Here is a 12,819-nt window from a genome sequence, read left to right on the forward strand (position 1 = left end):
CAGCGCGCTTCCTGCAACTGGTTGCGCATGAATGTGTTATCGGCGCTGGTGTCGGCGCGCTTCACGAAGCCTGCGTACTGGGCGTTGACCCGCAGCTTGGGCATCGACTCCTGGTTGAGTTCCACCAGCCAGCGATCGTTGTGCTTGCGCACGATCACATCCGGGACCACATATTCGGGTTCCGTGGATTCGATCTGCGAGCCGGGCCGCGGATTCAGGCTCTGCACCAGTTCGATGACCTGGCGCAGCTCGTCCTCCTTGAGCTTCATACGCCGCATCAGCTGGCTGTAGTCACGACCGCCCAGCAAGTCGATGTAGTCGGTGACCAGTCGCTTGGCTTCGGCCAGCCACGGTGTCTTGGCGGGCAATTGGCGCAGTTGCAGCAAGAGGCATTCGCCCAGGCTGCGCGCGCCGATGCCGGCGGGTTCAAACTGCTGGATGCGGTGCAGGACCGCCTCGACCTCGTCCAGCTCGATGTCGAGCTCGGGGTCAAAGGCTTCGAGAATTTCTTCGAGCGTCTCGTCCAGGTAGCCCTGGTTGTTGATGCAATCGATCAGGGTCACGGCGATCAGGCGATCGGTGTCGGACATCGGCGCCAGGTTCAGTTGCCACAGCAAATGACTTTGCAGGCTTTCGCCGGCAGAGGTGCGGGTGGTGAAGTCCCACTCATCGTCGTCGCCGCTTGGCAGGCTGCTGGCGCTGGTCTGGTAGACGTCTTCCCAAGCCGTATCCACCGGAAGGTCGTTGGGAATGCGTTCGTTCCACTCGCCGTCCTCGATGTTATCCACCGTCGGGGCGGCTTCCTGGTAGGACGGTTCCGGGATTTCGGCAGGGGTTTTCTGTTCGACGTTGTCGGCCAGCGGATCGGTGTTGTCGAAGTCGTCGCCTTCTTCCTGGCGTTCGAGCATCGGATTGGACTCCAGGGCCTCCTGGATTTCCTGTTGCAGGTCCAGGGTCGACAATTGGAGCAGGCGGATGGCCTGTTGCAGCTGCGGCGTCATCGTCAGCTGCTGGCCCATTCTCAAGACTAGCGATGGTTTCATGGCAGGGGCTTAACACCTTATTCGCCGGCGCACATGCGCCATCCACTACAAGGGCGCCGGAGCGCCAAACTTAAGCAAATTATATGCCTGAAACTGAGGTGTTTGCCTAGAGCGCCGCCACAATAAAATTGGCGACGCCTGGGCGATGCACCAGACATCCGTGCTTACAGGCGAAACTCGTGGCCCAGGTACACTTCCTTGACCAGGTCATTGGCCAGGATGGTCGCGGAGTCGCCTTCGGCGATCAACTGGCCGTCATTGACGATGTAGGCCGTCTCGCAGATATCCAGCGTCTCGCGCACGTTGTGGTCGGTGATCAGCACGCCGATCCCCTTGGCCTTGAGGTGATGGATGATCTGCTTGATATCGCCCACCGAAATCGGGTCCACGCCAGCGAACGGTTCGTCGAGGAGGATGAATTTCGGCGCGGTGGCCAGGGCGCGGGCGATTTCCACGCGGCGACGTTCGCCACCGGACAGGCTCATGCCCAGGTTGTCGCGAATGTGGCTGATGTGGAATTCCTGCAGCAGGCTTTCCAGTTCCTGTCGACGGCCGGCCTTGTCGAGCTCCTTGCGGGTCTCGAGGATGGCCATGATGTTGTCGGCAACCGACAGTTTGCGGAAGATCGACGCTTCTTGCGGTAAATAGCCGATCCCGGCCTTCGCCCGGCCATGCATCGGCTGGTGGCTGACGTCCAGGTCGTCGATCAGGACGCGGCCCTGATCGGCCTGGACCAGGCCGACGATCATATAGAAGCAGGTCGTCTTGCCTGCGCCGTTGGGGCCGAGCAGGCCGACGATCTGGCCGCTGTCGATGGACAGGCTGACATCGCGCACAACCTGGCGGCTCTTGTAGCTCTTGGCCAGGTGCTGGGCTTTCAGAGTTGCCATTACTGGGCCTTCTGCTCGTCGGTTTTCTTTTTCGGCTGGATCACCATGTCGATACGCGGACGCGCCTCGGTGACCTTACTGCCAGTGGCACGACCGGCGCTGGCCAGTTTCTTGACCGTGTCATAGACGATTTTCTCGCCTTGGGTCACGTTGTTGTCCTTGTCGACGACTTTGGCGCGGTCGATCAGGACAACACGGTCCTGGGCGGCGTGATACTGGATGGTGACCCCGTAGCCTTGCACCGGCTTGGTGTCGCCCGCAGTCTGCAGTTGTTCGAAGTAGGCCAGGTTGCCCACCGAAGTCACCACGTCGATATCGCCGGACGGGGTGCGGGTGATGGTCACGGTATTGCCGGTCACCTTCATCGAGCCCTGGGTGATGATCACATCACCCTTATAGGTGGCGACACCGTTCTTGTCGTCCAGTTGCGCGTCGTCGGCCTGGATACGGATAGGCTGGTCGCGGTCGTTGGGGAGGGCCCAGGCGCTCGCGCTTCCCAGTGCTGCGCCCAGACTGAGCAAAATAGGGAGGGTTTTAGCGAGCTTCATACTGTCCTCTTACTTTCGATAGCAGGTGTATCCTGCTTTCCTTCAAATACGCCTTCATTCCCACGCCGGTCGACACGCCGCCGGCGCCGTCGATTCTAACGGGTTGCTCGGTCTGCGCATATTCTTGCTGCGGGAAGACCGTCATGCGAGTGCTGGTGATGATGGTCGTACGGTTTTTCTCATCGGTCCGGGCAATGCGTACCGAGTCGATCAATTCGACTTCGGTGCCGCCAGGATTGACCTCGGCGCGCTCGCTCTGCACATGCCACGGAAATTCAGTGCCGCGGAACATGTTCAGGTCCGGCTTGGTGACCAGCGTTATATCACTGGCCTTTACATGGTCGACTTTGTCAGACGTCATCTCGTACTGCACTTTGCCATCTGGCAGGTATTGCAGGGTATGCGTATTGGTCGCATACCAATCGATATCGTTTTCCTGGATCTTGGCCGCAGGCTGGTCGAGGAAGCGTTCCGGGCTGATGTTCCAGTAGCCTACCGCTGCGAAAATCGCGGCGATGCAGCCGAATACCAGTATGGTGCGAATTTTCTTGCTTAACATAAATGGCTCACAAGTACGCGGCGTTGGCCGCTTCGAGGTGGCCCTGGGCGTTCAGGATCAATTCACAGAATTCACGGGCTGCGCCTTCGCCGCCCTTCGCGGTGGTGACGCCGTGGGCGTGCTCGCGTACGAAAGCGGCTGCGTTGGCCACGGCCATGCCCAGGCCGACCCGGCGGATCACCGGCAGGTCCGGCAAATCGTCGCCGAGGTAGGCAACCTGCTCATAGCTTAGATTGAGTTGGCCCAGTAGTTCGTCCAGCACCACCAATTTGTCTTCCCGACCCTGGTAAAGGTGCGGGATGCCGAGGTTCTTCGCTCGCCGCTCGACCACCGGGGTCTTGCGGCCGCTGATAATGGCGGTCTGAACGCCAGCGGCCATCAGCATCTTGATGCCTTGGCCGTCGAGGGTATTGAAGGTCTTGAACTCGCTGCCGTCCTCGAGGAAGTACAAACGGCCGTCAGTGAGTACGCCGTCGACGTCGAAAACAGCGAGCTTGATATTCTTGCCCCGTAGCAGCAGGTCGGTCGTCATCACATTACTCCAGCACGCAGCAGGTCGGACAGGTTGAAGGCGCCGATCGGGCGGTCTTCGTCATCCACTACCACCAGTGCATTGATCCTATGGTCTTCCATGATTTTCAGGGCTTCGGCGGCCAGCATGTCGGCGCGGGCTGTCTTGCCGTGAAGGGTCATGACTTCGTCGATGGTCGCGTTGCGGATATCGATGGCGCGATCGAGGGTGCGGCGCAGGTCACCGTCGGTGAAGATCCCGGCCAGCTTGCCGTCGGTTTCCAGAATCGCGGTCATGCCGAGGCCCTTGCGGGTCATCTCCATGAGCGCATCCTTGAGTAGCGTGCCGCGTTGAACCTGTGGCAACTCTTCGCCGGCATGCATGACGTTTTCGACTTTCAGCAGCAGGCGACGGCCCAAGGCTCCACCAGGATGTGAAAAAGCGAAATCTTCGGCGGTGAAACCCCGGGCTTCCAGCAGGGCCACGGCCAGGGCATCGCCCATGACCAGGGCCGCGGTGGTGGACGAGGTCGGGGCAAGGTTCAGTGGGCAGGCTTCGTGCTCGACGTGAACATTGAGGTTCACCTCGGCTGCCTTGGCCAGTGGCGAATCGGGATTGCCGGTGATGCTGATCATCTGGATGCCCAACCGCTTGATCAACGGCAGCAACGTGAGGATTTCATTGGTCGAGCCCGAGTTGGACAGTGCCAGGATGACATCGTCCCGGGTGATCATGCCCATGTCGCCGTGGCTGGCTTCGGCCGGGTGAACAAAAAAAGCCGTGGTGCCGGTGCTGGCCAGCGTGGCGGCAATCTTGTTGCCAATGTGGCCTGACTTGCCCATGCCGACCACGACCACGCGGCCCTTGCTGGCCAGAATCATCTCGCAGGCGCGTACGAAATCAGCGTCGATGCGGGGCAACAAGCCTTGTACGGCTTCTAGCTCGAGGCGGATGGTACGTTGTGCCGATTGAATCAGGTCGCTGGATTGGCTCATGTCAGATCGTATAGCCCGATGAAAAGGCGGCGATTATAGCGGCAATGAACGATTCCCTCACGTTAGTTCGTCACGCTTTGTTCGAACGGATGCAAGGCTGGACATAAAATGTGGTGCTTTACCTCAAACCAGGCTTAACAGGCCGGGGGTTGGCCTTGGGCGCCTGACCGTTGCAGTGATATAGTTCGCCGCCGGTTCGTGTGCCCGGCGGTACCGGCGTCTGTCGATTGGCCGGGGCACTCGAATATGAGGCTGCATCGCAAGGAGTTTAGATGAGTGCCGACAACGCTTACGCGGTCGAGCTGAAGGGACTGTCCTTCAAGCGAGGGACGCGCAGCATTTTCAATGACATCGATATTCGCATCCCGCGCGGTAAGGTAACCGGCATCATGGGGCCTTCCGGGTGCGGAAAGACAACGCTGCTGCGACTGATGGGCGCACAACTGCGTCCCAGTGCCGGCGAAGTCTGGGTCAATGGCCAGAACCTTCCAGAGTTGTCGCGCGGCGATCTGTTCGATGCGCGCAAGGACATGGGGGTGCTGTTCCAGAGCGGCGCCCTGTTTACCGACCTCGACGTGTTCGAGAACGTGGCGTTTCCCCTGCGGGTCCATACCGAACTGCCGGAAGAAATGATCCGCGACATCGTTCTGCTCAAATTGCAGGCAGTCGGGCTGCGAGGCGCCCTGGAACTGATGCCGGACGAGTTGTCGGGCGGTATGAAGCGTCGGGTTGCGTTGGCGCGGGCGATTGCCCTCGACCCGAAAATCCTCATGTATGACGAGCCCTTCGTTGGGCAGGACCCCATTGCCATGGGCGTGCTCGTGCGCCTGATTCGCCTGCTGAACGATGCGCTGGGCATCACCAGTATCGTGGTTTCCCATGACCTGGCCGAAACCGCCAGTATCGCCGACTACATCTATGTCGTCGGCGATGGCCAGGTGCTGGGGCAGGGTACGCCGCAGGAGTTGAAGGATTCGGACAACCCGCGCATTCGCCAATTCATGAAAGGGGATCCGGACGGTCCGGTGGCGTTCCATTTTCCGGCCACGGACTACCGTACCGACTTGCTGGGGAAGCGCTGATGCGCAAGAAATCGTTAATCGAAAGAGTTCGCCTGTTCGGCCGTTCAGGCATCGACGTGGTGGCGGTGCTTGGGCGTTCCTCGCTGTTCCTGATGCACGCCTTGCTCGGCCGCAGTTCCACCGGCGGAGGTTTCGGCCTGCTGGTCAAGCAGTTGCATTCGGTCGGGGTGATGTCCCTCGTCATCATCGTCGTCTCGGGGATTTTCATCGGCATGGTATTGGCGCTCCAGGGCTTCAGCATCCTGTCCAGCTATGGGTCGGAGCAGGCGGTTGGGCAGATGGTTGCGCTGACACTGTTGCGCGAGCTCGGCCCCGTGGTAACCGCACTATTGTTTGCCGGGCGTGCCGGATCGGCGCTGACCGCCGAAATCGGCAACATGAAATCCACCGAGCAGTTGTCCAGCCTGGAAATGATCGGTGTCGACCCACTCAAATACATCATTGCCCCGCGCTTGTGGGCCGGCTTCATTTCGCTGCCGGTGCTGGCGATGATCTTCAGTGTCGTGGGGATCTGGGGGGGCTCGTGGGTCGCCGTCGATTGGCTGGGGGTCTATGAAGGCTCTTACTGGTCCAATATGCAGAACAGCGTCGACTTCCTCGATGATGTGCTCAACGGTGTGATCAAGAGTGCCGTCTTCGCGTTCGTGGTCACCTGGATCGCCGTGTTTCAAGGTTATGACTGTGAGCCCACGTCAGAGGGGATCAGCCGTGCCACAACCAAGACCGTGGTCTACGCCTCGTTGGCCGTCCTGGGCCTTGACTTTATTCTGACCGCCTTGATGTTTGGAGATTTCTGATGCAAAACCGCACCCTGGAAATCGGTGTCGGCCTTTTCTTGCTGGCTGGCATCCTGGCTTTGCTGCTGCTGGCCTTGCGGGTCAGTGGACTGGCGCCAACCGCGAGCACCGATACTTATAAACTTTATGCTTATTTTGACAATATCGCCGGTTTGACGGTCAGAGCCAAGGTGACCATGGCCGGTGTGACGATCGGCAAGGTCACGGCAATCGATCTGGACCGCGACAGTTTCACCGGCCGGGTGACGCTGCAGTTGGAAAAGCGCGTGGATAACCTGCCGACTGACTCCACAGCATCTATCCTCACCGCTGGGCTGTTGGGTGAGAAATATATCGGTATCAGCGTGGGCGGGGAGGACACCCTGCTCAAGGACGGCGGGACCATCCACGATACGCAGTCGTCGCTGGTGCTCGAGGACCTGATCGGTAAATTCCTGCTCAATACCGTTAGCAAAGACGCCAAATGAGGAGCTTTTGAATGATCTCTATCCTGCGACGCAGCCTGCTGGTCCTGCTGGCGGCCCTGCCGCTGATGGGCAACGCCGTGGCGGCGCCTTCGGCGCACGACATCATCCAGGACACCACCACTCGATTGCTGGCGGACCTTGCCGCCAATAAAGAGAAATACAAGCAGGACCCAAGCGCGTTCTACGACGCGCTGAATGGCATCGTCGGCCCCGTGGTGGACGCCGATGGCATCTCCAAGAGCATCATGACCGTCAAGTACTCGCGCAAGGCAACCCCGGCGCAGATGACCCGCTTCCAGGAGAACTTCAAGCGCAGCCTGATGCAGTTCTATGGCAACGCCTTGCTGGAATACAACAACCAGGGCATCACCGTTTCGCCGGCCAAGGATGAAAGCGGCACGCGCACCAGCGTTGACATGCAGGTCAAGGGCAACAATGGCGCCGTTTATCCTGTGTCCTACACACTCGAGAAAATCAATGGCGAGTGGAAAGTTCGCAACGTGATCATCAATGGCATCAACATCGGCAAGCTGTTCCGTGACCAGTTCGCCGACGCAATGCAGCGCAATGGCAACGACCTGGACAAGACCATCGACGGCTGGGCCGGCGAAGTCGCCAAGGCCAAGGAAGTGACCGAAGAAGCCAAAGAGAAGCAGGAACAATGAATGAGTCGGTGAGCGAGTCCGACGTTCGCCTGGGCGCGGCCGGCGAGCTGCTGCTCAGCGGCGTGCTGGACTACCGCACCGGCCCGGGCTTGCGCAAGCAGGGCCAGGCATTGATCAAGTCGGCAAAAACAGCCGAACTGGTGATTGATTGCTCGGCCGTGCAGAAGTCCAGCAGCGTAGGCCTGTCGCTTTTGCTGTGCTTCATGCGCGATGCCAAGGCCGCCGGCAAGACGTGGAGCATCCGTGGGATGCCCGAAGACATGCGCGAAATAGCACAGGTCAGCGAGTTGACCGAGCTGTTGGCGCACCCCTGATCCACATGGTTGGAAAAGCCCCCCGTCAGAGTCCTGCTTCGCGGGGTTCGCAGGCGAGGGGCTTTTTTGTATGATGTGCGACCCGTGCGCACAGGGCGCCGATTGAGGTTGAGCATGCAGGCTGTAGAAGTGAAGAGCTTCCTTGAAGGAAAGCTGCCTGAGATACAGGTGGAAGTTGAAGGCGAAGGCTGCAATTTCCAGCTGAATGTGATCAGCGATGAACTGGCGGCGTTGAGCCCGGTGAAGCGTCAGCAGAGCATCTATGCCCATTTGAACCCATGGATCGCCGATGGCAGCATCCACGCGGTCACAATGAAATTTTTCAGCCGCGCGGCCTGGGCCGAGCGCACCTGAGCCCAAGGGCGTCGAGATTCTTATGGATAAATTGATTATTACCGGCGGCGTTCGTCTTGATGGCGAAATCCGTATCTCCGGGGCAAAGAACTCCGCGCTGCCGATCCTGGCCGCGACCCTGCTGTGCGATGGCCCGGTGACCGTGGCCAACCTGCCGCACCTGCACGACATCACCACGATGATCGAGCTGTTCGGCCGCATGGGCATCGAGCCCGTGATCGACGAGAAGCTTGCCGTCGAGATTGATCCGCGCACCATCAAGACCCTGATCGCCCCGTACGAGCTGGTGAAGACCATGCGTGCATCGATCCTGGTGTTGGGCCCGATGGTCGCCCGTTTCGGTGAAGCCGAAGTTGCCTTGCCTGGCGGTTGCGCCATTGGCTCGCGTCCCGTGGACCTGCACATCCGTGGCCTGGAAGCCATGGGCGCGGTGATCGACGTCGAAGGCGGCTACATCAAGGCCAAGGCGCCGGAAGGCGGCTTGCGCGGTGCGCATTTCTTCTTTGATACCGTCAGCGTGACCGGTACCGAGAACATCATGATGGCCGCTGCACTGGCCAAGGGCCGCAGCGTGCTGCAGAACGCCGCGCGCGAGCCTGAAGTGGTCGACCTGGCGAACTTCCTGATTGCCATGGGCGCCAAGATCAGCGGTGCCGGCACCGACACCATCACCATCGATGGCGTCGAGCGCCTGCACTCGGCCACTTACAAAGTGATGCCGGACCGCATTGAAACGGGCACCTACCTGGTTGCCGCCGCCGTCACCGGTGGCCGCGTCAAGGTCAAGGACACCGATCCGACCATCCTCGAAGCCGTCCTGGAAAAACTCAAGGAAGCCGGCGCCGAAGTCACCTGTGGCGAAGACTGGATCGAAGTGAACATGCACGGCAAGCGGCCGAAAGCCGTCAATGTGCGGACCGCTCCGTATCCGGCGTTCCCCACCGACATGCAGGCGCAGTTCATCTCCCTCAACGCCATTGCCGAAGGCACCGGCGCAGTGATCGAGACGATCTTCGAAAACCGTTTCATGCACGTTTATGAACTGCATCGCATGGGCGCCAAGATCCAGGTCGAGGGCAACACTGCCATTGTTACCGGCACCGAAAAACTCAAGGGCGCGCCAGTCATGGCAACCGACCTGCGGGCTTCGGCCAGCCTGGTGATCTCGGCCTTGATCGCCGAAGGCGACACCCTGATCGACCGCATCTACCACATCGACCGTGGCTACGAGTGCATCGAAGAGAAACTGCAGATGCTCGGCGCCAAGATCCGTCGCGTACCGGGCTAGTCCAGGCTGCATGGGCGCAAGGACGCGCCTTTGATTTCGTTTCAGATCGAGGGTGGTTTCACCCTCGATGTGTGTCCGGCGCCGCTTGCGACCGGGCATGAGTACCTTGATAAGGACTGACGTTTCCCATGTTGACCATCGCATTGTCCAAGGGCCGCATCCTTGACGACACCCTGCCGCTTCTGGCTGAAGCGGGCATCGTGCCGACCGAGAATCCGGACAAGAGCCGCAAGCTGATCATCCCCACGACCCAGGCCGACGTACGCTTGTTGATCGTGCGTGCCACCGATGTGCCGACTTACGTGGAACACGGTGCCGCCGACCTGGGCGTTGCCGGCAAGGACGTATTGATGGAATACGGCGGCCAGGGCTTGTACGAGCCGCTGGACCTGCGCATCGCCCGCTGCAAGCTGATGACCGCCGGCAAGGTTGGCGCAGTCGAGCCCAAGGGGCGCCTGCGGGTAGCGACCAAGTTCGTCAACGTTGCCAAGCGTTACTACGCCGAACAGGGCCGCCAGGTCGACATCATCAAGCTCTACGGCTCGATGGAGCTGGCGCCGCTGATCGGGCTGGCGGACAAGATCATCGACGTGGTCGACACCGGCAACACCTTGCGAGCCAACGGCCTGGAGCCCCAGGATTTCATCGCCGACATCACCTCCCGGCTGATCGTCAACAAGGCTTCGATGAAAATGCAGCACGCCCGTATCCAGGCTTTGATCGATACCCTGCGCAAGGCAGTGGAATCGCGACACCGCGGCTGATTCACTTGCGCGGCCTTGAGCCGCGCCCGTCTATCCGCGTCATAGCCAATTTTCTCAGGTGCCCACGCGAATGGACTGGTAGCTTAGGGCGCCTGAGCATTTGCCATTAATGAGGCCCTCGCTATGACCGCTCCCACCTCGATTCGCCGACTCAACGCTGCCGACCCGGATTTCGCACATCATCTGGATCATCTGCTGAGCTGGGAGAGCGTGTCCGACGATTCGGTCAATCAGCGCGTGCTGGACATCATCAAGGCCGTGCGCGAGCGTGGCGATGCGGCCGTGGTGGAATTCACCCAGAAATTCGACGGCCTGCAAGTCGCGTCGATGGCCGACCTGATCCTGCCGCGCGAGCGCTTGGAACTGGCCTTGACCCGAATCACCGTGCCCCAGCGTGAAGCCTTGGAAAAAGCCGCGTCCCGGGTGCGCAGCTATCACGAGCGACAAAAGCAGGACTCGTGGAGCTACACCGAGGCCGACGGCACGGTACTCGGCCAGAAAGTCACGCCGCTGGACCGCGCCGGCCTGTATGTGCCGGGCGGCAAGGCCTCCTATCCGTCTTCGGTGTTGATGAACGCGATCCCGGCCAAGGTTGCCGGCGTGACCGAAGTGGTCATGGTCGTCCCGACCCCGCGCGGCGAAATCAACGAACTGGTGCTGGCCGCCGCCTGCATCGCTGGGGTGGACCGGGTGTTCACCATCGGCGGCGCCCAGGCCGTGGCAGCTCTGGCCTATGGCACCGAAAGCGTGCCGCGGGTGGACAAGGTGGTCGGCCCAGGCAATATCTATGTCGCCACCGCCAAGCGCCACGTGTTTGGCCAGGTCGGCATCGACATGATCGCCGGCCCTTCGGAGATCCTCGTGGTGTGCGACGGCCAGACCGATCCGGACTGGATCGCCATGGACCTGTTTTCCCAGGCCGAGCACGACGAGGACGCCCAGGCAATCCTGGTCAGTCCGGACGCCGAGTTCCTCGACAAGGTCGCCGCCAGCATCGACAAGCTGCTGCCGACCATGGACCGCGCCGAGATCATCAACACCTCGATCAATGGCCGTGGTGCGTTGATCAAGGTCGATGACATGGAGCAGGCCATCGAAGTCGCCAATCGCATCGCGCCGGAGCACCTGGAGTTGTCGGTTGCCGATCCCCAGGCCTGGCTGCCGAAGATTCGTCATGCCGGTGCGATCTTCATGGGCCGCCACACCTCCGAGGCGCTGGGCGACTATTGCGCCGGTCCGAACCACGTACTGCCCACTTCCGGCACCGCGCGCTTCTCGTCGCCGCTAGGGGTGTATGACTTCCAGAAGCGCTCATCGATCATTTTCTGCTCGGAGCAGGGCGCGTCCGAACTGGGCAAGACCGCCTCGGTGCTGGCCCGTGGCGAATCGCTGAGCGCCCACGCCCGCAGCGCCGAATACCGCATCAAAGACGAACAGGAAGGGAACTGAAATGAGTAAATTCTGGAGCCCGTTCGTCAAGGACCTGGTGCCGTATGTGCCGGGCGAACAGCCGAAGTTGACCCGTCTGGTCAAGCTCAATACCAACGAGAATCCCTACGGCCCGTCGCCCAAGGCCCTCGCGGCGATGCAGACCGAACTCAATGACAACCTGCGCCTGTATCCGGATCCCAACAGCGACCTGCTGAAAAGCGCAGTCGCCCGGTATTACGGCGTGCAAACCAATCAGGTATTCCTGGGCAACGGTTCGGATGAAGTACTGGCGCACATCTTTCATGGCCTGTTGCAGCACGACCAACCGGTGTTGTTCCCGGACATCAGCTACAGCTTCTACCCGGTTTATTGCGGGCTGTACGGTATCCAGTCCGACGCGGTGCCGCTGGATGAGCAATTTCGCATTAACCCAGCGGACTATGCCAAGCCCAACGGCGGAATCATTTTCCCCAACCCGAACGCGCCGACCGGCTGCCTGCTGGCGCTGGAAGCGGTTGAGCAGATCCTCAAGGCCAACCCTGAATCGGTGGTGGTCGTCGATGAGGCTTATATCGACTTCGGTGGTGAGACGGCCATCAGCCTGGTGGACCGCTATCCAAACCTGCTGGTCACGCAAACCCTGTCCAAGTCTCGCTCGCTGGCGGGGTTGCGCGTGGGCCTGGCGGTGGGCCATCCGGATCTGATCGAAGCGCTGGAGCGGATCAAGAACAGCTTCAACTCCTACCCACTGGATCGGCTGGCGAATGTCGGCGGCGCGGCGGCATTCGATGATCGCGAGTATTTCGACCGCACTTGCCGGTTGGTCATCGAACATCGCGAGTGGGTGGTGGCCCAGTTGCAAGCCAAGGGCTTTGAAGTGCTGCCGTCGGCCGCCAACTTCATCTTCGCCCGTCATCCCCGGCACGACGCGGCCGGACTGGCGGCCAAGCTGCGTGAGCAGGGCGTGATCGTGCGGCACTTCAAGCAGGAGCGCATCGCGCAGTTCCTGCGGATCAGCATCGGTACGCCGGAGCAGAACCAGGCATTGATCGACGCCCTAGGCGAGCTCTAGAGCCCTGCATGGATCCTGTGGGAGCGGGCTTGCTCGCGA

The 12,819-nt window shown here is 60.6% G+C and carries 16 protein-coding genes; 10 read left to right on the forward strand and 6 right to left on the reverse strand.

Features of this window, described 5'->3' with window-relative positions; all coding sequences use genetic code 11:
- The 6 genes from OC610_RS11260 to OC610_RS11285 all read right to left on the reverse strand — a co-directional run.
- The coding region (locus OC610_RS11260; protein WP_264427836.1) for an RNA polymerase factor sigma-54 at positions 1 to 1,043 on the reverse strand (1,043 nt) is incomplete at its 3' end.
- Positions 1,044 to 1,207: 164 nt separating this feature from the next.
- The gene (gene lptB / locus OC610_RS11265) at positions 1,208 to 1,933 is read right to left on the reverse strand and encodes an LPS export ABC transporter ATP-binding protein (protein WP_264427837.1); all 726 of its coding nucleotides are present in this window, start codon (positions 1,931 to 1,933) and stop codon (positions 1,208 to 1,210) included.
- Positions 1,933 to 2,481 carry a lipopolysaccharide transport periplasmic protein LptA gene (gene lptA, locus OC610_RS11270; protein ID WP_264427838.1) on the reverse strand — a complete coding sequence of 183 codons (549 nt, stop codon included), beginning with the start codon at positions 2,479 to 2,481 and terminating at the stop codon, positions 1,933 to 1,935. The genes lptB and lptA overlap by 1 nt, the downstream gene beginning before the upstream one ends.
- Positions 2,468 to 3,040 (reverse strand): LPS export ABC transporter periplasmic protein LptC, encoded by a 573-nt coding sequence (gene lptC / locus OC610_RS11275; RefSeq protein WP_264427839.1) that lies wholly within the window; start codon positions 3,038 to 3,040, stop codon positions 2,468 to 2,470. The genes lptA and lptC overlap by 14 nt, the downstream gene beginning before the upstream one ends.
- A 7-nt stretch (positions 3,041 to 3,047) precedes the next feature.
- Positions 3,048 to 3,572 carry a KdsC family phosphatase gene (locus OC610_RS11280; RefSeq protein ID WP_264427840.1) on the reverse strand — a complete coding sequence of 175 codons (525 nt, stop codon included), beginning with the start codon at positions 3,570 to 3,572 and terminating at the stop codon, positions 3,048 to 3,050.
- On the reverse strand, positions 3,572 to 4,546 hold the full coding sequence (locus OC610_RS11285) for a KpsF/GutQ family sugar-phosphate isomerase (RefSeq protein WP_264427841.1): 975 nt from the start codon (positions 4,544 to 4,546) through the stop codon (positions 3,572 to 3,574). The genes OC610_RS11280 and OC610_RS11285 overlap by 1 nt, the downstream gene beginning before the upstream one ends.
- 272 nt (positions 4,547 to 4,818) lie before the next feature.
- Between OC610_RS11285 and OC610_RS11290 the strand changes: the two genes are divergently transcribed.
- From OC610_RS11290 to hisC, 10 genes are all read left to right on the forward strand, one after another.
- Positions 4,819 to 5,628: an ATP-binding cassette domain-containing protein gene (locus tag OC610_RS11290; RefSeq protein ID WP_264427842.1), complete on the forward strand. Its 810-nt coding sequence runs from the start codon at positions 4,819 to 4,821 to the stop codon at positions 5,626 to 5,628.
- Complete coding sequence (gene mlaE, locus OC610_RS11295; protein WP_264427843.1) at positions 5,628 to 6,425, forward strand: lipid asymmetry maintenance ABC transporter permease subunit MlaE; 798 nt, start codon at positions 5,628 to 5,630, stop codon at positions 6,423 to 6,425. The genes OC610_RS11290 and mlaE overlap by 1 nt, the downstream gene beginning before the upstream one ends.
- Entirely contained in the window at positions 6,425 to 6,892 is a 468-nt protein-coding gene (gene mlaD / locus OC610_RS11300) for an outer membrane lipid asymmetry maintenance protein MlaD (protein WP_030139861.1), read from the forward strand. Before mlaE ends, mlaD begins: the two co-directional genes overlap by 1 nt.
- An 11-nt stretch (positions 6,893 to 6,903) precedes the next feature.
- The gene (locus OC610_RS11305; protein WP_030139862.1) at positions 6,904 to 7,557 is read left to right on the forward strand and encodes an MlaC/ttg2D family ABC transporter substrate-binding protein; all 654 of its coding nucleotides are present in this window, start codon (positions 6,904 to 6,906) and stop codon (positions 7,555 to 7,557) included.
- Positions 7,558 to 7,565: 8 nt separating this feature from the next.
- A complete protein-coding gene (locus tag OC610_RS11310) occupies positions 7,566 to 7,871 on the forward strand; it encodes an STAS domain-containing protein (RefSeq protein ID WP_264427847.1) in 306 nt (101 codons plus the stop codon).
- A gap of 114 nt (positions 7,872 to 7,985) precedes the next feature.
- Complete coding sequence (locus OC610_RS11315; RefSeq protein ID WP_264427848.1) at positions 7,986 to 8,225, forward strand: BolA family protein; 240 nt, start codon at positions 7,986 to 7,988, stop codon at positions 8,223 to 8,225.
- A 22-nt stretch (positions 8,226 to 8,247) separates the two neighbouring features.
- Positions 8,248 to 9,513 (forward strand): UDP-N-acetylglucosamine 1-carboxyvinyltransferase, encoded by a 1,266-nt coding sequence (gene murA, locus OC610_RS11320; protein WP_030139864.1) that lies wholly within the window; start codon positions 8,248 to 8,250, stop codon positions 9,511 to 9,513.
- Positions 9,514 to 9,641: 128 nt separating this feature from the next.
- On the forward strand, positions 9,642 to 10,277 hold the full coding sequence (hisG, locus tag OC610_RS11325) for an ATP phosphoribosyltransferase (protein WP_264427844.1): 636 nt from the start codon (positions 9,642 to 9,644) through the stop codon (positions 10,275 to 10,277).
- 123 nt (positions 10,278 to 10,400) lie between these two features.
- Positions 10,401 to 11,726 (forward strand): histidinol dehydrogenase, encoded by a 1,326-nt coding sequence (gene hisD, locus OC610_RS11330; RefSeq protein WP_264427845.1) that lies wholly within the window; start codon positions 10,401 to 10,403, stop codon positions 11,724 to 11,726.
- 1 nt (position 11,727) lies between these two features.
- Positions 11,728 to 12,780 (forward strand): histidinol-phosphate transaminase, encoded by a 1,053-nt coding sequence (gene hisC / locus OC610_RS11335; protein WP_264427846.1) that lies wholly within the window; start codon positions 11,728 to 11,730, stop codon positions 12,778 to 12,780.
- Positions 12,781 to 12,819: the final 39 nt, after the last annotated feature.

The organism is Pseudomonas agronomica (assembly GCF_025917275.1).
GTDB classification, from domain to species: Bacteria; Pseudomonadota; Gammaproteobacteria; order Pseudomonadales; family Pseudomonadaceae; genus Aquipseudomonas; species Aquipseudomonas agronomica.